The 18,858-nt window shown below is 64.5% G+C and carries 18 protein-coding genes; 7 read left to right on the top strand and 11 right to left on the bottom strand.

Features of this window, described 5'->3' with window-relative positions; translation table 11 throughout:
• The 3 genes from CDV49_RS18535 to CDV49_RS18525 form a co-directional block, all read left to right on the top strand.
• Positions 1-503 (top strand): HlyD family secretion protein (locus CDV49_RS18535; RefSeq protein WP_143413205.1); only part of this gene is annotated, 503 nt, incomplete at its 5' end.
• A 4-nt stretch (positions 504-507) separates the two neighbouring features.
• Positions 508-1,659, top strand: a complete 1,152-nt coding sequence (locus tag CDV49_RS18530) for an ABC transporter permease (protein WP_035714902.1) — start codon at positions 508-510, stop codon at positions 1,657-1,659.
• Positions 1,656-2,825, top strand: a complete 1,170-nt coding sequence (locus CDV49_RS18525) for an ABC transporter permease (protein WP_035714904.1) — start codon at positions 1,656-1,658, stop codon at positions 2,823-2,825. The genes CDV49_RS18530 and CDV49_RS18525 overlap by 4 nt, the downstream gene beginning before the upstream one ends.
• Here CDV49_RS18525 and madM read toward each other — a convergent pair.
• From madM to tnpB (CDV49_RS20570), 3 genes are read right to left on the bottom strand one after another with little or no spacing between them, the layout of a single operon-like run.
• Positions 2,758-3,534: a malonate transporter subunit MadM gene (gene madM, locus CDV49_RS18520; RefSeq protein ID WP_226341282.1), complete on the bottom strand. Its 777-nt coding sequence runs from the start codon at positions 3,532-3,534 to the stop codon at positions 2,758-2,760. The two genes, CDV49_RS18525 and madM, sit on opposite strands and share 68 nt — an antisense overlap.
• Positions 3,535-3,540: 6 nt before the next feature.
• Entirely contained in the window at positions 3,541-5,091 is a 1,551-nt protein-coding gene (gene tnpC, locus CDV49_RS18515) for an IS66 family transposase (protein ID WP_035714907.1), read from the bottom strand.
• 53 nt (positions 5,092-5,144) lie between these two features.
• Positions 5,145-5,369: an IS66 family insertion sequence element accessory protein TnpB gene (gene tnpB / locus CDV49_RS20570; protein ID WP_169743206.1), complete on the bottom strand. Its 225-nt coding sequence runs from the start codon at positions 5,367-5,369 to the stop codon at positions 5,145-5,147.
• A gap of 478 nt (positions 5,370-5,847) precedes the next feature.
• Here tnpB (CDV49_RS20570) and CDV49_RS18505 point away from each other — a divergent pair, with 478 nt between their 5' ends.
• On the top strand, positions 5,848-7,938 hold the full coding sequence (locus CDV49_RS18505) for a recombinase family protein (RefSeq protein ID WP_035714956.1): 2,091 nt from the start codon (positions 5,848-5,850) through the stop codon (positions 7,936-7,938).
• 13 nt (positions 7,939-7,951) lie between these two features.
• Here CDV49_RS18505 and tnpB (CDV49_RS18500) read toward each other — a convergent pair whose 3' ends face one another.
• The 4 genes from tnpB (CDV49_RS18500) to CDV49_RS18485 form a co-directional block, all read right to left on the bottom strand.
• On the bottom strand, positions 7,952-8,113 hold the full coding sequence (tnpB, locus tag CDV49_RS18500; protein ID WP_140418254.1) for an IS66 family insertion sequence element accessory protein TnpB: 162 nt from the start codon (positions 8,111-8,113) through the stop codon (positions 7,952-7,954).
• The gene (tnpA, locus tag CDV49_RS18495; RefSeq protein WP_035714911.1) at positions 8,113-8,523 is read right to left on the bottom strand and encodes an IS66-like element accessory protein TnpA; all 411 of its coding nucleotides are present in this window, start codon (positions 8,521-8,523) and stop codon (positions 8,113-8,115) included. Before tnpA ends, tnpB (CDV49_RS18500) begins: the two co-directional genes overlap by 1 nt.
• A gap of 50 nt (positions 8,524-8,573) precedes the next feature.
• A complete protein-coding gene (locus CDV49_RS18490) occupies positions 8,574-9,320 on the bottom strand; it encodes a YobI family P-loop NTPase (protein WP_179209266.1) in 747 nt (248 codons plus the stop codon).
• Between the two features lie 292 nt (positions 9,321-9,612).
• Complete coding sequence (locus tag CDV49_RS18485; RefSeq protein ID WP_244901206.1) at positions 9,613-10,743, bottom strand: hypothetical protein; 1,131 nt, start codon at positions 10,741-10,743, stop codon at positions 9,613-9,615.
• Between the two features lie 257 nt (positions 10,744-11,000).
• Here CDV49_RS18485 and CDV49_RS18480 point away from each other — a divergent pair, with 257 nt between their 5' ends.
• The gene (locus tag CDV49_RS18480; protein WP_035714918.1) at positions 11,001-11,435 is read left to right on the top strand and encodes a hypothetical protein; all 435 of its coding nucleotides are present in this window, start codon (positions 11,001-11,003) and stop codon (positions 11,433-11,435) included.
• Between the two features lie 45 nt (positions 11,436-11,480).
• Here CDV49_RS18480 and CDV49_RS18475 read toward each other — a convergent pair whose 3' ends face one another.
• From CDV49_RS18475 to mobC, 3 genes are read right to left on the bottom strand one after another with little or no spacing between them, the layout of a single operon-like run.
• Positions 11,481-13,427 carry a type IV secretory system conjugative DNA transfer family protein gene (locus CDV49_RS18475; RefSeq protein ID WP_035714921.1) on the bottom strand — a complete coding sequence of 649 codons (1,947 nt, stop codon included), beginning with the start codon at positions 13,425-13,427 and terminating at the stop codon, positions 11,481-11,483.
• Positions 13,420-15,792, bottom strand: coding sequence for a relaxase/mobilization nuclease domain-containing protein (locus CDV49_RS18470; protein WP_035714923.1), 2,373 nt, complete (start codon positions 15,790-15,792; stop codon positions 13,420-13,422). Before CDV49_RS18470 ends, CDV49_RS18475 begins: the two co-directional genes overlap by 8 nt.
• On the bottom strand, positions 15,779-16,327 hold the full coding sequence (gene mobC / locus CDV49_RS18465) for a plasmid mobilization relaxosome protein MobC (protein WP_244901207.1): 549 nt from the start codon (positions 16,325-16,327) through the stop codon (positions 15,779-15,781). The genes CDV49_RS18470 and mobC overlap by 14 nt, the downstream gene beginning before the upstream one ends.
• A 476-nt stretch (positions 16,328-16,803) precedes the next feature.
• Here mobC and CDV49_RS18460 point away from each other — a divergent pair, with 476 nt between their 5' ends.
• Both CDV49_RS18460 and CDV49_RS18455 read left to right on the top strand, forming a co-directional pair.
• Positions 16,804-17,523, top strand: coding sequence for a nucleotide-binding protein (locus CDV49_RS18460; RefSeq protein ID WP_035714927.1), 720 nt, complete (start codon positions 16,804-16,806; stop codon positions 17,521-17,523).
• 7 nt (positions 17,524-17,530) lie between these two features.
• Complete coding sequence (locus CDV49_RS18455) at positions 17,531-18,088, top strand: hypothetical protein (RefSeq protein WP_035714930.1); 558 nt, start codon at positions 17,531-17,533, stop codon at positions 18,086-18,088.
• Positions 18,089-18,104: 16 nt separating this feature from the next.
• Here the strand turns inward: CDV49_RS18455 and CDV49_RS18450 are convergent.
• A partial coding sequence (locus CDV49_RS18450; protein WP_088216803.1) for a helix-turn-helix transcriptional regulator occupies positions 18,105-18,858 on the bottom strand: 754 nt, incomplete at its 5' end.

The raw sequence follows: 18,858 nt of genomic DNA, 5'->3' as shown, positions 1-18,858 counted from the left end.
GGGTCGAGGCCGCCGAGGCGCAGCTGGACCTGGCCCGGGCCGGGGCCTCGCCCGAGGAACGCGAGGTCGCCGCGGCCCAGGTCGCCCAGGCCGAGGCCGCGCTGGCCCAACGCCAGGCCGATCTGGACGAATTGCGGATCTTCGCGCCCATGTCGGGCGAGATCTCTGGCCGCACGATCGAGCTGGGCGAGAATGTCGGCCCGGGCGCGCCGCTGTTCACCATCGTCGATCTGGACCAGGCCTGGTTCACCTTCAACCTGCGCGAGGATCTGCTGGCGGGGCTGGAGATGGGCGACCGGCTGACGATCCGCATCCCCGCCCTGGACCGTGAGGCCGAGGCCGAGATCACCCTGATCAACGTGCAGGGCCAGTTCGCCAGCTGGCGCGCCACCCGCGCGACGGGCGATTTCGACCTGCGCAGCTTTGAGCTGCGGGCCCGCCCCGTCGCGCCGCTGGAGGGCCTGCGCCCCGGCATGTCCGCGCTGATCCAGCTGGACCGCTAGGGCCATGCTGGCCGTCATGGCGCGCGAGATCCGCCTGCTGCCGCGCCGCCCGGCGCTGGCGGGGCTGGTGATCGTGCTGCCGCTGATCATGTTGCTGGTCCTGGGCGGCATCTTTCGCGCAGGCATTCCCACGGGCATGGCGGTGGCGGTGATCGACCTGGACCGTTCGGATCTGTCGCGGGCCGTCACGCGGATGCTGGACGCGGCGCCCGAGCTGACCGTGACCCATCGCGCGTCCGATCTGTCCGAGGCACGCGCGCTGATCGTGTCCGGCGCGGTGCGCGGCGCGGTGCTGATGCCCCAGAACCTGGAACGCGACATCACCCGGGGCGCGCGCCCCGAGATCGTCACCTTCTACGACAACCAGCACATGAGCGCCGGATCGCTGGTCGCCCGCGGCGCCCGCAATGCCATCGACACGGCGCTGGCGGGCCTGCGCCTGTCGGTGCGCCAGGGTCAGGGAGAGGCGCCCGTGCAGGCCATGGTCGCGCTGCAGCCCATCCCGATGCAGGCCCATGCGCTGTTCAACCCGGCCTTTGATTATGTGCATTTCCTGCTGGCCGCGCTGATCCCCACGGTCCTGCAGATCATCGCCGCCGCCGCGACCGCCTATGCGGTCTCGCTGGATTTCGGCCCGGGGCGGCATCCGCGCGTGCTGATGCGGATGGCGGGCGGCATCCTGCCCGCGATGCTGGGCAAGATCCTGCCCTATACGGTCGTCTTCCTGCTGCTCCTGGGCCTGTCGGACGTGGCGCTCTATGGCTGGCTGGCGGTGCCCTTGCGCGGGTCGCTGTGGCTGATGGCGCTTGGCGCGGTGCTGTTCGTGCTGGCGTCGCAGATGATCGGCGCGCTGGCCTTCGTGCTGTCGCGTGACATGGGCCGGGCGGCCAGCCTGATCGCCATCATCACCGCGCCGGCCTTCGGATTCATGGGGCTGGGTTTCCCGCGCGAGGCGATGTCGACCCTGGCCCAGGCCTGGGGCGCGGCCATTCCCGGCACCTGGTATGTGCAGCTGCGCATCGACCAGTCGCTGCGCGCGACGCCCTTGGACATCTCCGCCATGTCGGTCCTGTGGCTGGCGGTGATCGCGGGCGTGCTGGCCACGCTGATCCTGGCGCAGCTGTCGCGCCTGGCCCGGCAGGAGGTCGCGTCATGACCGCGCTGGCCACCGCCTTCCGCGCCGAGCTGGCCGCCGTGCTGGGCGACCGGCAGGTGCGCATGATCGTCCTGCTGGCGCTGGTCATCTATGCGCTGATCTATCCGCTGCCCTATCGGGCCGAGCTTCTGCGCGATGTGCCGGTGGTGCTGGTCGATCAGGACGGATCGACCGCTTCGGCCGATCTGGCGCGGCGCGTGGACGCGTCGGAGGCCGTTGCCCTGACCCATCTCGCCCCCGACATGGCCGAGGCCACGCGGCTGGTCCATGAACGCCGCGCCTATGGCGTCATGCTGATCCCCGACGGGTTCGAACGCGCCCTGCTGCGCGGCGATCAGAGCCCCGTCGCGCTTTATGCCGATGCCAGCTATTTCCTGATGTATCAGCGCGTGATGCAGGGCGCCGCCGTCCCCCTGCGCCAGATGGGCGCCGAGGTCGAGGCCGGGCGCCTGATCGCCCAAGGCACGCCCCGCGCCGTGGCCACCGCCCAGGTCAGCCCCGCGAACCAGATCGAGGTGCCGCTGTTCAACCCCGCGGCGGGCTACGCGACCTATGTGCTGCCCGCGGCCTTCGTGCTGATCCTGCAGCAGACGATGATGATGGGGCTGGCCTTGGCTGCGACCCGGCGCGGGCCGCTGCCCGGCCATCCGGTCTGGCGGCTGCTGGGCCGGGCGGGGGCGTGGCTGGCCATCTGGGCGGGGCTGCTGCCGGTCTATCTGATCGTGCTGCCGGTGCTCTATGGCCTGCCGATCCTGGGCGGGCCGGGGGCGCTGATGATGCTGGGCCTGCCCTTCCTGCTGGCGGCCGGGTTTCTGGCGCAGCTGGTCGCGGCGCTGTTCCGGCGGGGCGAGGTCGTGCAGGTCGTGCTGCTGGCGCTCGGGATGCCGTTCTTCTTCCTGTCGGGCTTCGCTTGGCCGGTCGAGGCGATCCCGGCCCATCTCAACGCGCTGGCGCAGCTGATCCCGTCGACGGCGGCCATCGACGGGCTGGTGCGGGTCATGCAGATGGGCGCGACCCTGCCCGAGATCGCGCCCATCCTGTGGCATCTGTGGGCCTTGGCCGCGGGGCTGGGCCTCGTGGTGCTGGCGGTCGAGACGGTCAGCCCGTCACGGCCAGCAGCGCCAGATAGAGGACCGACGGCCCCATCAGACAGCCCAGCCCGGTGAAGAAGGTCGCCGTCATCGCGCCATAGGGCACCAGCCGCTTGTCGGTCGCGGCCAGCCCCCCGGCCACGCCGCTGGTCGTGCCCATCAGCCCGCCATAGGCCATGGCCGATTTCGGGTTGTTCAGCCCGATCAGCGGCGCGACCAGCGGCGTGCCGATCATCACCAGCACCGCCTTCAGCAGCCCCGCAGCGACCGACAGGGCGATGACCTCGGAACTGGCGCCCAAGGCGGTGCCGGTCACCGGACCCACGATATAGGTCGCCGCACCCCCGCCGATCGTCGCCATGCTGACCGCATCGGTATAGCCGAAGGCCGCCGCGATCGCCGCGCCCACCGCGAAGGACACCACGATCCCCAAGGCCAGCGCGCTGACCCCCGCCGCGCCGGCCTTGCGGATCTCGCGCATGTCGACGCCGTAAGCGGTCGAGACGATGGCCAGGTCGCGCAGCATCGCGCCCCCCATCAGCCCGATCCCGGTGAACAGCGGCACATCCGCCAGCCCGCGGCTGCCCCCGGTCATCATGCCGCCGATCCAGGCCAGGATCAGACCGATGATGATGGCCACTGCCGATCCGTGCAGCCGACCAGCCGTCAGCCGGTCGGACAGCTGATAGGACAGCCACATGACGCCGCCCACGAACAGGAAGGCAAAGACCAGGCCGTTGCGGGCCAGAACCTCGACGATCAGTAAGCGGCGGCGCCGCCTCACCTGGTTTCAGCTTGACGGGTTGAAGTTCCAGGGCAGCAGGTCGTCGATCTTTGCCTGAGGATGGCTGGCTGCCACCGCTTCCAGGGTTGCCTTGAGGTAGGCGAAGGGTTCGACGCCGTTGACCTTTGCGGTGGCGATCAGGGATGCGATGCGCGCCCAGGATCGGCCACCCTCGTCATGGCCTGCGAAGAGCGCATTCTTTCGCGTCAGCGCGATCGGCCGGATCAGGTTCTCGACGTTGTTGGAGTCGATCTCGACCCGGCCGTCGCGCAAGAAGGTCTGCAACCCGCCCCAGTGACGATGGATATAGGCCAGCTTCTCCCCGAGGCGCGACCTCATCGATATGCGCCGACACTGCAGCTGCAGCCATTCCCCGAATGCGGCGATCAGCGGCGCACTGCGCGCTTGGCGGGCCGACAGCCGCTGGCCCGGGTCCATGCCACGGATCTCGGCCTCGATCCGGTAAAGCTCGGCTATCCGGCACAGGCCCTCGGCCGCGATCTTGGAGCCGTCGCGATCAAAGATCTCCTTCAGTTTTCGCCGGACATGCGCCCAGCAATAAGCGACGGTGATCGGTGCGCCGCCTGTCCGGGACGGACGCGTCAGACGGTTGTAGCCGGTATAGCCATCCAGCTGCAGGGTGCCGTCAAAGCCATGGAGGATGCGCTCTGCGTTTTCGCCCGCGCGGTCGGGCGCATAGGTGAAGACCACACCGGGCGGATCGCCCCCGCCCCATGAGCGGTCATCGCGCGCCAGGGCCCAGAGGTAGCCCGTCTTCGTCCGGCCTCGGCCAGGATCGAGCACGGGTGCCGTGGTTTCGTCCATGAACAGCTTGCTCGACGTCTTCAGGTGCTCTGTCAGCCGATCGACCACGGGACCGAGGTGGAAGGCGGCGGTGCCGACCCAATCAGCCAGCGTGCTGCGGTGAAGCTCGATGCCCGCGCGGGCAAGGATTTGGCTCTGACGATACAACGGCAGATGGTCCGCGTATTTGCTGACCAGCACATGCGCCAAGGCGCCCTCAGTGGGTAGGCCGCCATCGATCAGGTGTGCGGGTGCCGGTGCCTGGGTCACGCCCTCTGCACACCTGCGGCACGCATATTTTGGGCGCACGGTCACGATGACCCGCAGTTGCGCGGGCACGATATCCAGCCGCTCGGTCCGGTCTTCGCCGATGCGGTGCATCTCACCACAGCCACACGGACAGAGCAGACTGCTCGGCTCGATCACGCGTTCTACGCGGGGCAGGCTTTCCGGAAGATGCCCGCGATTGCGGCGGGCGGCCCGGCGCGGGGGCGTGCGGGGCGCAGTCTCCGCATCCTGCCGGGTCTCGGCCTCGGCCAACGCGGTTTCCAGATCCTCGAAAGCCAGCTGACGCTCGTCGTCGTTCAGCTTCTCGGAGCGTTTGCCATGCAAGACCTGGTTCAGCTCGGCGATCAGATGCTCCAGCCGCCGGTTGGTTTCCTGCAGCGCGTCCCGTTCCCTCAGCACGGCAAGAACAGCGGCGCGCTGGCTTTCGGGGATGGCGGACAGGTCGATGGACGGAGCGGCGGACATGAAGTCATCATACCCTGATCCGACTGTAGTTGAACGCTTTTATTGCATTCAGGTCATTCTGAAACGGCTGGCTTTGGGGTTTCCAGAGGTCGGACCCGCCGCCAGTCGAGGCCGGCAAAAAGCGCCTCGAACTGCGTTCGGCTCAAGGTCATGGCCCCGTCCCGGATGGCCGGCCAGGTGAAGCTGTCGGCCTCAAGGCGCTTGTAAGCCATCACCAGCCCGCTGCCGTCCCAGAACAGGATCTTCAGCCTGTCGGCCGATCGGCTTTCATTCCACATACCAACTGCGTGATTTGCGGATCGAATATCCTTGGCACCCTCTTTACGGGCGGGTTTTACGCGCGCGCGATGGGGGACGCAGGCACGGATCGGACTCTGTGCTGGTCGAGGAACGGCAGGGGTTCTTCCGGACTTTGCCCCCCTGGATGTGCGATGCCGCCTATTGCGCACGCATGGAAAGCGGCCCGCCGGTTGTTGCTCTCGAAGCCTTGCGGTCGCTTGCACAGACACTCGATCTAATGCGTCACGGCCAGCTTGCGTCATCCTGTGGGGGATCGATTCCCGAGGAGGATACGCATGCCCTGCCGACCCCGACCCCTCTCGCAACAAAAGCAAGCGACGCCGAGTCAGCTCTGCCTGGACCTGAACGACAGCCCGAACCGCCCCCCGGCCGCGCCCGCGACACCGGCGATCCTGGAGGCATTGGCAGACCTGCTGCTGATGGCGGCGGGCAAGATTGCGGAGGGCGCAGGTCATGATGCACGCAAAGATCACCGCTGAGCACCTTGCCCGCAGCGCACTCGTCTACGTTCGCCAGTCGACGATGGCTCAGGTGCTCGGGAATCTCGAAAGCCAGAAGCGGCAATACCAGCTGGCCGAAGCCGCCCGCGACACCGGCTTCGCCGAGGTCCGGGTCATCGATGAGGATCTGGGACGCTCCGGCTCTGGTCTGATTGCCCGCCCGGGCTTCCAGCGTCTGGTCGCGGAAGTCTGTGCCGGGACGGTGGGGGCGGTCTATTGCATCGAAGCCTCGCGGCTTTCCCGTAATGGCCGGGACTGGCATCATCTGATTGACCTCTGCGCCTTGACGGGGGCCTTGGTCGTTGACCCGGAGGGGGTCTACGATCCGCGTCAAATGAATGATCGACTGCTGCTGGGGCTGAAGGGCACCATGTCGGAATACGAACTCAGTCTTCTGCGGCAACGTGGGCTGGCGGCCCGCGATGCGAAGGCGAAGCGGGGAGAACTCCGCTTTACCTTGCCGCCTGGGTTCTGCTGGAGCGAGGACGACAGGATTGAGATGGATCCTGATGAGCGGGTCCGGCAGGCCATCCACCTGATCTTCGCCAAGTTCCGCGAGCTTGGCAGCGGTCGCCAGGTGTTCCTGTGGCTGCGCGCGGCCGATGTCCATCTGCCAGTGGTCCTGCGCAACGGTGCCCTGCGCAAGATCGCTTGGCGCAAGCCTGCCTATCACAGTGTGATGCAGGTGCTGCATAATCCGGTCTACGCTGGTGCCTATGCCTTCGGCCGGACCGGTAATCGGATGGCGGTGGTCGAGGGCGAGGCGCGCAAGACCAGCGGCCATCACCGGGCGATCGAGGAGTGGGGCGTGCTGATCAAGAGCAATCACGAAGGATACATCGACTGGCAGGCCTATGAGGAGAACCGCGTCCTGCTGGGGGAGAACGCGCATATGCAAAAGCGAACGGCCCGCAAATCCGGGCGCGGCGGACAGGCGCTGCTGAGCGGCATGGCGCGTTGCGCAAGGTGCGGCCGGATGATGCGGGTCTTTTACAAGACCGGGACCGACCTGTCCCATCGTTACCAATGTCGGGGCGATGACAGCCATGTCGGGGCTGGGCTCTGCATCGGTGCGGGCGGGGGCGGCATCGATGCGGCAGTGACCGGCCAACTGCTCGAAGCGGTCTCCGGCCGCGCCGTGCAGGCTGCCCTATTGGCGGGACAGCAGGCCACCCGGGCACAGGAGGTGGTGCGGCTTGCTGTCGAGAAGGAGCTTGATGAGGCACGATACGCCGCGGAACTGGCCGAGCGGCGATATGAGCATGTCGATCCCGCCAAACGGCATGTTGCGCGCACGCTGGAGGCGCGGTGGAACGCAGCCCTGGAGCGGGTGGCCTCGGTCGAGCAAAAGCTTGCCGCTTTGGGCGCAGAACTCATCGCGAGGCCCGGGGTCGATCCTGATGTCCTCTTGCGGCTCGCCACCGACCTGCCCTCGGCATGGAATGCCGCCGGGACCGATGCCCGCGCGCGGCAGCGACTGGTGCGCCTGCTGATCGAGGAAGTGGTGATCGACATCGATCAGGCGGAGAACGCCTTCGTTCTACTCATTCACTGGATCGGCGGGCGCCACACCGAGGTCAGGCTGGCCCGGCGCCGAACCGGTCGCTTCCCGCCGGGGCCAAAGCGCACTGCTGCCGACATCTTGCGCAAACTTGGCGGGCACTGGCCAGACAGGGAACTTGCCGTGACCCTCAACCGGATGCGCTGCCGCACTGAGGATGACGAGACATGGACGACCGTCCGCGTGGCTGAATTGCGCGACAGGCTCGCGATCCCACCCTATGATCCCGAGGCCGAGGAGGAGAAGACCGTGAGCGTCGATGCTGCCGCCAAGCGGCTCGGCGTCTGCGTGGCATCTGTCCACAAACTGATCCGCGCGCAGATCCTCCCCGCGACACAGATCCTGTATTCCGCCCCATGGAAAATACCGCTGGCCGCGCTCGAAACCGAGGCGGTTCGGATAGGCTTGCAGGAAATAGCCGCGCGCAGGCCAAGGCAAGCGCTTGATAAGATTGCAGACAGGTCCATGACCCTACCCGGATTCTGAAGGAGGAGATGCATTATGAAACGTGATCGGCGCGCTTCGAGCGGAACACAAAGATCGTGCCGGTGAAGGGGTCTTCCGCCAGCATCGACTGCGCCAAGGCTGCCAATCCGTCGTGCCCCTTCCTGAAGTCCACCGGCTTGGTCGCCACCAGGATCCGCATGCCCTGCGACGGCATCAGCACGGCGCGGCTCCAAGAGCACGGACAATCTCGGCCAGCCGAACGGCGGGCGTGTCCGCGGCCAGCTCAAGCCTCACCTCCCCGATAATGATCCTGATCCCCTCGTCTGCAGCGCGCCCGTCGTAGGAATGGACAGCAGGCGGTGTATCGCAAACCACCAGCGAGGCAAAGACCGGCTCTTCGGCCAAGATGGCTGGCAGCACCAGCTTGCCCTGCTTGGCCAGCCGCCGCCACGCCGATACCTGGTTCGGCTGCACTCCATAGTGATCCGCCACTGCGTTTACCGTGGCCCCCGGCTGCAGTGTATCGGCGACCACCCGAGCCTTCACCTCATCCGGCCACCGCCGATGACCAGAGGCATAAATCTCCACGCCCAGGGAGGTGAGAAACGAATTCTTGGCACACATTGCGAAACGCACTCCCCATCAGCCGATGAAAAGGACTTCGCAGCAGCGCGTCAGCCACGCAACGTGGGGTTCAGACGCCGCTTACGATTAAGGATAGATTCCTCTGTCGTCGCCTTAGGTGTGATCTCAATATCCTTCAGAGATACGCTTTTCAGCGATATACCGAAACTTGCGATATACAGATTATGGATGACCTGCCAGATGAACCCACCACCAATCACGAAGGCAAGTAGATTGAACCAATTGGTCATGTCGAACGGACGGAAGTAGGCACCCGTCATGATCGCATCTCGCTTCTGGAATAGATGCCAACAGGCGATGACGCCGATAATCATGAAGAGAGAGGCCAGCATCGACCAACGGCCGGGCGACTGTATCCGCTTAAACCTCGAAAGCGGAAGCCGCTTCGAATCGGCACCGTAGAGCATTTGTTGCAGGATGCTTCGCTCGATCTCCTGCCTGCTCACCTTGCCGTTGAAGGACCCGGCTTCGGGTGGAGCTTCAGGCAGAAACGCTGCCAAGGATATCTGCAAAACTGGTCGCTTATACCCCTTCAAGAAAGACTTGATGATGCTGCTTTTGCCTGATCCGTAGGGTCCGGTGAGGGCAATGTTCATCACACGGGGGTTGTTGGTCGCCTTGGTCAACGCGGCTGAGTACACGCCCGCCGGGTCGGCCTGATCCGTCGGGGCGAGGTCGACGTATCGCGTTCCCGCGCCTGCCTCCTCCGGTTTCCGAGTGAGCCGATCCGCAGCCGTAATAAACCAGCCCGCTAACTTAAATCGATAGTAAGACAAGTTCTTAAAGCCCCCAGATCTGGTGTGACTAAGTACTATGTACCACAGCTTCATGGGTGAGCTACCCAAAGACTGATCTGGAAACACCTATGGTCGCATTTTCAGAGGATGCGGAAGATTATGAGCCCACCCGACGTCGTCGAACTGCGACGTCAATGCGAAGTTTCCGCCCGCAAGGTGCATTGCAAGGCTTAAGTCGCTGCATTGCGCACGAACGGCCGCTGTCGGGATCGCCGCAGTGCAGCAATGGCGAGCGTCGACCGGCAGGTAAGGGCCGAGTTTGCGCTCATGGCTATCCAGCTTCGCCGTCGGCCTTGCCCTCCAGCAACACGATCCTCTCCCTGAGCCGCATCGCAAGCGGGTCCGCGTTCCGCCCGCCTTCAACAATTCTCCTCAGTTCCTCGTGTACGAGATCCATCGAACCGACCCGTCGGCTTGCTGCGATCAGATGTTCTGTCGCCTCGTCAATGTCATGCGGACCGGCATCATAGCCTCGACCCGCAATCAGATGCCGGATGGCGCAAAGTGCAACGCTCGTCGCAAAGGCTGGCTCCTTCACGGCAAAATCCCGCGCCGCGCGCGTGAGGGTCGCCGGGGCCGCCTCACTGTCCTGCGCGCAGTCCAGCGCAATGTCCAAGTAACCGGCGGTCTTGGCCGCGGCGAACCACTTCCCCTTGCGGCCATGCAACGCGATCAGATCCTCGAGAATGCCGCGCGGGTCGGTGTCCGGATAGCGCTTCACCAGATCCCGCCACATCGCCAGCCAGGTGTTGCCCATCGCCGTCGGCAGGCCAAAGCGCCGATAGGCTTCGTCAGGCTGCCCGCGCCGGATCAGCAGCGCCTCGCAAAAGCGGGCAATCTCCTGGCGACCCCAGTTCTGGCGATCATCCTCCATCAGCGCCGCGGCGCGGGCGAGGGCCTCGTCCTCCCGCCCCTGGCGTATGAGCGCCTCGGCCGCGAATTTCTCGTCGAACCAGAGGCGGCTCCTCTTGACCTCCATCAGGGCAAGCAACTCGTCATACCGCCCTGCCTCGAGAAGGCAGGAGAGGGTCAATGTTGCGGTGGGGATGTGAATGAAACGCGCGTGATCTGCCCATGCAGCGAAAACCATGGCAAGATCCCGGTCGGCATGATCGTTGATCAGGGCGGGATACACCGAAATCTCGCCGAACCCATCCGCCAGTGGCGCGAGGTAATCCACGCCATCCTCGGCAATGGCCGTGCGAATGCGCTCCAGCCACTGCGCCCGCACGCCCTCATGCGCTGGCGCGGCAATCAGCACCGGCACGAGATCCCCCAGTGTCCGGCGCACCGCAGTGCCAAGTGCGCCGGAGGAGGTATCGATATGTTCAAAGGCCGGCCAAATTCTCTCGGCCAGGACGATAACTCCCTCGGCGGCGGCCACCGGATCGCTGCGGTTCAAGGCCCGGATCTCTGAACTGGCCGCCTTCAGGCGCTCAACGGCTTTCGCTGTCCCGTGCCAGCTGAAGGCCCCTGCGCGCATACCAGCCCGAAACGCCCATGGATGTGATGGTTTGCGCGCCAACCTGTTCTCCCCGGCCACGCACGGAGACTGCCACAGCCTCTCCAGCGGATAAAGGCATTCTGCCTGAGCAGCTTGCATGCCTTGACGCTACACCGGGTCTGGCGTTGATGACCGGTAAGTGGAAGGAGCCGCCCATGGCCGCAAACGGTGACATCCGAGAGAAACTCGCCAAGCTGGAAGCCCTGTTCGCGCGCGGCGCGACGGCAGGTGAGCGTGCCGCAGCAGGCGCCGCGCGGGACCGCCTGCAGGCGAAACTGGCGTCAGCCTCTGCCAGCGAGCCGGAAACCGAGTTGCAGTATACCCTCCCCGACATCTGGTCGGTGCGGATTTTCGTGGCGCTGTGCCGCAAACACGGGGTCAAGCCCTACCGTTATCCGAGGCAGCGCCGCACCACCGTCATGGTCCGGGTGCGGCAAGCCGAGTTCGAGCGGTTGGTCGCCGAAGAGTTCCGGACGCTGCACCGGGAACTCACCCGCTATTTCAACGAGACGGTCGATCATCTGATCGCCGATGCCATGAACTCTGACGGCGACGACGAGACGCTGGAGCAACGCCAGCTTCCGGGGTGACCTATGATGCTTCGGGGCGGAGCGGTACACATAGCCCGCGGCCTGTCATGCCCCGGGCGCATGTTGCGCGAGGATTCCTGCCGTTTTCAGCACGGCGGCTTCCACGGCCTGTCGCCCCTCTCGAACCGTCCCGAGCGCCGTGAGATCGATCCGGATCGGCTCGGGCGGAGTGGAAGCGGTCTCGCGGCGCAAGGGCGCGCGCAGTCGCGGTGCAGCGGGCACCGGCGCGGACGCGCGTTTTCGGGCCTTCTTCCCCGGAGCCCCAGCAACCGCGCTCAACGCCCGCGACAAACGTTCGACGGTTTCCTCGGTCTCCTTCAGACGCGCCTCGTACTGCCGCTTCTCGGCATCGGGATAGGGATGGCTCCCCGACTGCCCTGCGTGGATCACCTTCAGTGCCGGATCCTCATAGTATTTGATGCGCCACGCCCGGATCGGCATCTGGGCATCGATCACCAGGATCACCTCGTCTAGGTTTAGCCGGCGTGCCTCGTCCTCGTTGAGGAGCGGTGTTTCTTCGGTCCGCTCGGTCACGCTGCGCCCCTCGAAAGGGTTGCGACCCACCGAGCGGGACCGAGTGACCACCCGCTTTGTCGTCTTGCCAACAGCCTGGCTCAGCTCTTCGATGGTCTTCTGGTCAGATGGGGTCAGATAGAGTTTCACCCCGGCGCCGCCTTGCAGGGAGCGGCGGGTATTCTCGCCATAGATCTCGTCCAGCGCCGGAATAGTCTGGGTGACGATGGCGAGGTTGCCGCCATAAGAGCGCAGCGTCTTGATGCTCTCGGCCACGATCGGCATCTTCCCCAGCCGGTCGAACTCATCGAGCATGATCATCACCGGCCAGGGTTCGTCCTTCCCCGGCTCCGCGGCCTGCAGCGAGGCAATCAGATCCGAGAAGAACAGCCGGATCAGGGGGGCCAGCGGCCGGACCATCTCGGATTCCACCACCAGATAGATCGCATGCGGCTGCCGGCGGATGTCCCGGAAGGAAAAATCCGAGGTCGCCGTGGCCGCATCGATCGCCCGATTGTCCCAGGTATCGAGCCCGGAGGTCATCAGAAGAGAGAGGTAGGAGGTCAGCGTGTCATTGTTGGTCGAGGCCATGCGCTCGAAGATCAGCTTTGCCGAGGGGTTCTTCACCTCCTCTGCCCGCTTCATGAACTCCAACTGCTTGTTCCCGCCCGAGGCGGTGATGCGGTAGATCTCGCCGATGGTCGGGTTGCCGCGCTCGAAGGCCAACAGCCCGGCCGCAACGAAGAGGTCGATCCCGCCGGCGAGCAGGCCACTGAGCTTCTCGTTGTCGGTCTGCAGAAACAGTTTGGCGGTCAGCTTCAGCTCCATCTGCTGGCGGTCGGGGTTTTTCAGGGCGGCGATCCGGGCCAGCGGATTGTAGCGATGCGTTGGCCGCTCCCAGTCCGTTGGCGCAAAGCGGAATACTTTGTCCCCGGTGGACGCCCTGAAGCGTGAGGTCTCGCGGAAATTCTCGCCCTTGACGTCAAGGACCACGGCCGAGCCGCGATAGGTCAGAAGGTTCGGGATCACGAAGCCCACGCCCTTGCCGCGACCAGTCGGGGCCACGACCAGGGCATGCGGAAAGGTGCGCGAGACGATGAAAGGCTTTTTCGACTTCGGGGAGCCCATTTTGCCAAGCAAGAAACCCGCGCCCGGCCCGGCAAAGAAGCCGTTTCGCTTCATCTCGGCCCGGCTCTGCCAATGGGTGGTGCCGAAGCTGGTCAGCGCATCGCCCAGCATGGTTGCGGTCAGGAGGAGGGCCGCGAGGCCGGTCCCGAGGATGATGCCATTCACCCAGAGGAAATCCTGCGGAGCCGATGTTCTCAGCCCAAGCCAGTTCCGCGCCAGCAGGGTGAGATCGAAGCTGCGCGTCGAATAGGCATACTGGACAGAAAAATAGATCGTCGCCAGCACATAGCCGATGGCAAACCCGAGCAGGGTCAGAACCACGGCGCCAAGAAGCATACGGCCCTTATCCATGGGTGATCCCCTTCTCGCCATGGGAGAGGGAATGCCTCAGATCCTCGCCGTGGCGCTCTTCCACGATCCGCTCGAGCACCCGGTCCATCGCCGGATCATTGGCATGAACCTCCTTGGCCTCGAGATAGGCCCGCGCCAGCTGCAGCTGTTCGAGCGCATTGGGGGTGATCCGGTCCAGCACCTTAGCATCACCGCGGTGCAGATCATTGATTTCGGCCGGCGTCAGGCGATCATTGACCTGTTCGACAAAGCGTTGCTGCGCCGTGTCAGAGGCCAGATCGACCTTACCATCGGCAGCCTGGCGCAAGGCGGAGGCCAGTTGGGGCGCTGTCACGTCGAGAGAGCGGCGTTCCGCATGAGCCTGGCGGGCGCTGTCCTCAACCTCGGCGATCTTCTCGCTGATTTGGGCGCGGGATGCGCCTTCGGCATGCAGTTGGTTGATTTCCCGGCTGACGGCATCGCGGATCTGGTCCTGTGGGGTTTCGGCCCGGAAGCGCGCCATCTCGCGAACTTCCTCAGTGATCGGACCGAGCCGGATCGATGGATCACGCTGCGCGAGGTCCATATCTCCGGCATGGAGGGTTCGATGTGCGGCCCGAACGCCGGTCGCCGGTGACTGCATGACATCGGTGGCCTTTTCCCAGGCCATGGTTGCCAGTTCGGCATGCTGCGGCGAGCGCTCAGCAAAGCGATCGAAGGCCTCTTTCGCCTCAGCCACCTGCTTTTCGCCATCGCGCCGGGCGCGCGGATCATCGGAGTAGGGATAGCTGAAATCCGTCCGCGTGAACTGGCTGACCAAGGCGCGGAACTCCTGACGCTCGGCCGGGTCGAAGATGTCCGGCTCGCTGCGGGCCGCCACGTTGTCAGCCGAAACGCGATGAGCGGAAATCTCCGACCGCCGCGCCCCCTCTTCCCTTTCCGGCCCTTCCCTCTCCACCTCCTCAACGGCGCGCAGGACACGGGCCTCAGTCAGCACATCGCCCAGCTTGCCATGAACCGCCTCAAGACGGTCCATCGCCTGATCGCGCTGCGCCGTGTCACGCAGATCAAGCTGCTCTTCCTTCGCGATGGCCCGAAGATCCTGCGCCAGCCATTGCTGTTCCAGCGCGGCGTTGCCCGCCCCCTCGCGCATTCGGGCAATGACAGCGTCGCTGTCGATGCCGGTTCCCCGCATGGCCTCAGCAACGCGAGCTTTAAGGTCTGGATGATCAAGCTGATCCCGGTGGGCCTCCACCAGGTTTGGCGCGGCATAGATCCCGTCCCGGGATGCGGGTTCATGCAATGTGTCGGAGCGCTCTCCGAGGGGTTGCAGATGCGAGACCTCACGCAGCACATCGGTCAGTTTGCGCTCGATCACCGGGCGTTCGGTCGCAGAAGCGCGCTCGATCAGTCCTTCGATCTGGCGGATGTTCTGCGAGAACCGATCAATCAGTTGGTCGAAATCATGAACTTCATCAGTCATATACAACACTCCGTCTGACTGTATACGATTACCCCGGGCAAGCACATCCCCGGCCCGGGACAGGGCTTCCGCAACATCGTGGAAGTTCGAACGCGAGGCCTCGGCGGCGAGGCCCCGATAGATCGCGGCATTGCGCGCCACCTCGGCAATGGCGTGGTCAAGGTCAGCCCCGGTCCGCAGGCGCTCCACTGGTGCCCTGCCCTCCTGTTCCGCCTTGCGGATTTCGACGTCGCTGGCCGCACGGGTGAGCACACCCCGGTCCAGCCTCCGCGTGGCCTCGAGACGCAATCCGTGACGCTCGGCCGCCTCGACCATCGCTTCGCGGAAAACATCGTAATTGAAGTGATGATCCTTCCCGAGGAAGAACATCTCACCGTCCTTGCTGCGGCGGTTCAGCACGATATGCGCATGGGGATGGGCGCGGTCTTCATGGATTGCCGCAATGTAATCGAACTGCGCCCCGTCGCCTTCGAAGAACCGCTCACAGATCTCACGTGTGATCTCGCGAACCTCTGATGTGCGGGTGCCGACCGGAAAAGCCATCAGAAGATGCGAGGTGTGACCAAGCTTCGGACTGTGGCGTTCGTTCCACTGGTTCTCGAAGCGCCGCGCCACACGCTCGATCTCAGCGGGCGAAAGCACCTTCTTGCCGTCATGGGTGCCACGGGAATCGAGAATGAAACTAGATTTGGTGGTCAGATAGGTAAGCTGGGAACGCAGCTGCGCGCCCGTATGGCATCCGCCCTGCCGGATCGGTTTGAAGATCGCCGGGGCATGCCCGCGTGCGGCGCGCACCATCTGCGCCCGCCGACCAATGCCACCAGAGGCAGAGCCAGAGACCTTGCTCCAGCCACGGTCAAAGAGCGCCGGGTTGACCGCCCTTACGGCATCAGCGCGGGCCATCACGAGCCTCCCGGATCAGGGGCGCCAGCGCCTTGTCCACCTCCAGCTTGAGGGCAGCCCGCCGGTTGCGGCTCATCTCCTGGACCTGATCCGCGATGGTGAAAACCAGTCCAGCCAAGGCCCGGATCTCGGCCTTCTCCTGTGCTGTCAGGACCGCCTGCTCTGCCCTGACGCGCCCCTCGTTCAGGCGACGGGCGATCTGATTGATGTTGTTGCCCACCCGGTTCATTGCCGCGCCAAGGCTGCGCAGTTCCTCCGCCATGTGCTGATCAGGCGCGAGCAGATCAATGGATGAGAGAACCAGAGCGCGCAGAGCATCGGAACGATGCCCGATACCGCGCACCGAGAGCGCCGCGTCAAACCGGCACAGCTCAGCCGCGCTGAGCCTCAATCCGACCACCTGTGGCCGACTGCCGTTCGAGGCTCGCCGCCCTTGGGCATGGTGAACCGCATTGTAGATCGCCTTCAGGCTGACCCCGAACTGCTGCGCCAGATCGGCTGCGGACACGCCTTCAGACCGCTCTTTGGCGATCATCAGACGCTCCTCTTCGGTCATTCGGCGGGCCGGGGACATTTTGAAGTTAACGCTCCTATTTCTTGCCAAGATCGTACAAGCCCGCCGACTCCCAGCACAAGCGGAGTCGGAACTATGGGCTTGTACTCATTATGAAAAACCGTCCCGAAGGGGCGGTTTCACGTTGTCTGCGGACTGCATCACGCCCCCTGCGATTTGCATCCCGCCCAATGCGAAATGCGCCACGCTCTCTGCGATCTGGAGCATGGCTTCTGTCGTCTGCATCACGCTCTTTGCGTCCTGCATTCTGCGGAGTGGAAAGTGCCGGAAGGGGAATGGGACCTGTCCCACGTCTCCTGTGCCACGTCCTTTGGGAGCTGCGCAATGCGTGCCGCTTCCTGCGATCTGCGCCTTGCGTCCCGCTTGACGCATCCGAGTCAGCACCTTACGACAAAACGGCGTTAATGTTTGCGAGTAACTATTATTGCAGGTGCGCCATGCCGAATGACTCCTTGCGCGTAATCGCCGCCATGGCCCGCAAAGGCGGGTCGGGCAAAACCACGCTGAGCCGCGCGCTGATCAGCGCCGCTATCGCCGCAGGTCGGCGGGTCACGCTGATGGACACAGACGGAACCGATGCGCTCGGGGCCTGGTATGAAAGGGCCGAAGGTGCCGGCTACGGATCACCCCTGCTGACCCGCATCAGGGCGCTCAGCATCGCCGCCATCGAGCAGGAGATCGAGCGGATCTACGACGAGGATCTGGCCGATCTGATCTTCATCGACACCGCTGGTGTCGGCGCGGACTGGTCGGACAGCGTCGCGGTGCTGGCTGATCACATCGTGACCCCGGTGATGCTCTCGACGACCGACTTCAAGGTCGGCATCCAGACCGCAGACTGGTTCGCCCATCTGCGGACCCGTGTGGACGACCCGAGCGCCCTACCCCAGCATCATGTGGTTCTGAACATGGTGCCCGCGAAACCGACCAAGGCCGATGCGGAACTGATCGCACAGGCGGTCAACTGTTTCCCGGTCGTCGAAACGGTTATGATGCACCGAAACGCCTTCAAGGAGATGGATCGGCTTGGTCTGCTTCACGCCATCGCTCTTGCGCGGCAGAATGACCCCAACCCACTGATGAAGCCCCATGCCCGCCCGCTCGTCGAGGCGCTGGAAGAAGCCACCGACATCTTGAACACCATCATCAGCGGCTGAGAGTGACATGGTCCGCAAACGCATCCCCCTCGTGACACGGCCGGATCAGGCCTATTCGTTCAGTCTGTCCCAACAAAACACGACGAACCCGGCACAGACGCGAGACAGAGACGAACCAGCCAGCGCGGCCGAGGCCCGTGCGCCGGCGCAGCCGAGCGCCAGCATCGCATCGGAGGATCAAGCCTCAAGAGATGACTCCAATGCCTCGATCCAAGTCGACGTGCGCGTGAACGCGTTGAAGCACCAGGAACAAGGGCTGGTTGCCTGCGGCATTGCCCCCCGACAGGTGATCCGGGCCGCCCTGCGGAAGGCCGTGAAGAGGTGGGGACTCTCATCGACATATGTCCTCCCATCCAGTGACGGGCGGACAAGTCAGGCAAGCTGGACCGTCAGGACCAGCGTCGCCGTGCCAGCCGCCATCTTTGATCGGCTGCTTGCCGATCAGGATCCGCTCGGGGTCGACAGCCGCTGGTCATTGGTGCGGGGTCAGCTGGAGCCGCTGGTCTGGGCGGAAATCGATGCCCTGCTCGCATCGTTCAGCGACGACTCCGACGACGTCAGTTGACCCGCACTGGATCGGACTATTCAGGCCCTGACGCTGGCTGGTTCAGGATCAGACCGCGCTTGGTAGCGATTGCCACTGCTTGCACCGAGTTCCGCGCCCCGAGCAGATCCCTTATCCGCTCCAGGCGCTTCTTGATGGTCTCGGTGCTGACGCCTTGCCGATGCGCGATTTCTTTGTAGGGTAAACCATTCGCAAGATCAGAAAGCAGAGCGCGCTCTATGTCAGAAAGCGGCCTGGCCGCCTCGACGGCGGCAAGCAGCTGATTGAAGATGCCCTCAACCTCATCCAGCTCGCCGTCTGTCAGTTCCCGGTCCTCCCGGGCGCAGAAAAGACAGCTGAGCGTGCCATATTCCTCAATGCGGCTGCGGGAGACGCCGCAACCATAATTGAGGCCATACTCGCGCGCCCGATCCATGATCAACTTGCTGGCAGGCGAGTAGTTGTCCACCTCGATGTCACTCCATCTGACGCGACCTGAGTGGGTCCGTGCCCAAAGATTGACGGGATCGAACATCGCATACTGCCGCTCAGTGTAAGTCTCGACCCAACGCTCCGGATAGGTGGATACATAATACTCCGGCGTCAGACTGCGAACATGGATGACAAGCGAATACCCCACCGGCGCGATTGCCCGCAAACGGGCGTCCAAATGGGTCATTTCCGGAACAACAGTCCAAACCATTACCCCTCCCGCACGAGAAAATGTGCAGTCCACAAACAGCGATACCAAAAAGGGTAACGGCATGGCCGCGGTCGTGTCTCGGAAGTGG

It is taken from the genome of Haematobacter genomosp. 1 (assembly GCF_002196855.1).
Lineage (GTDB): Bacteria > Pseudomonadota > Alphaproteobacteria > Rhodobacterales > Rhodobacteraceae > Haematobacter.
This window is presented reverse-complemented; position numbering and strand designations above follow the sequence as displayed.

Coding starts and splice junctions, on each gene's coding strand:
- CDV49_RS18530 (WP_035714902.1), top strand. CDS start 508: ATGCTGGCCGTCATGGCGCGCGAGATCCGCCTGCTGCCGCGCCGCCCG.
- CDV49_RS18525 (WP_035714904.1), top strand. CDS start 1,656: ATGACCGCGCTGGCCACCGCCTTCCGCGCCGAGCTGGCCGCCGTGCTG.
- tnpC (WP_035714907.1), bottom strand. CDS start 5,091: ATGTCCGCCGCTCCGTCCATCGACCTGTCCGCCATCCCCGAAAGCCAG.
- tnpB (WP_169743206.1), bottom strand. CDS start 5,369: ATGTGGAATGAAAGCCGATCGGCCGACAGGCTGAAGATCCTGTTCTGG.
- CDV49_RS18505 (WP_035714956.1), top strand. CDS start 5,848: ATGCACGCAAAGATCACCGCTGAGCACCTTGCCCGCAGCGCACTCGTC.
- tnpB (WP_140418254.1), bottom strand. CDS start 8,113: ATGCCGTCGCAGGGCATGCGGATCCTGGTGGCGACCAAGCCGGTGGAC.
- tnpA (WP_035714911.1), bottom strand. CDS start 8,523: ATGTGTGCCAAGAATTCGTTTCTCACCTCCCTGGGCGTGGAGATTTAT.
- CDV49_RS18480 (WP_035714918.1), top strand. CDS start 11,001: ATGGCCGCAAACGGTGACATCCGAGAGAAACTCGCCAAGCTGGAAGCC.
- CDV49_RS18475 (WP_035714921.1), bottom strand. CDS start 13,427: ATGGATAAGGGCCGTATGCTTCTTGGCGCCGTGGTTCTGACCCTGCTC.
- CDV49_RS18470 (WP_035714923.1), bottom strand. CDS start 15,792: ATGGCCCGCGCTGATGCCGTAAGGGCGGTCAACCCGGCGCTCTTTGAC.
- mobC (WP_244901207.1), bottom strand. CDS start 16,327: ATGATCGCCAAAGAGCGGTCTGAAGGCGTGTCCGCAGCCGATCTGGCG.
- CDV49_RS18460 (WP_035714927.1), top strand. CDS start 16,804: ATGCCGAATGACTCCTTGCGCGTAATCGCCGCCATGGCCCGCAAAGGC.
- CDV49_RS18455 (WP_035714930.1), top strand. CDS start 17,531: ATGGTCCGCAAACGCATCCCCCTCGTGACACGGCCGGATCAGGCCTAT.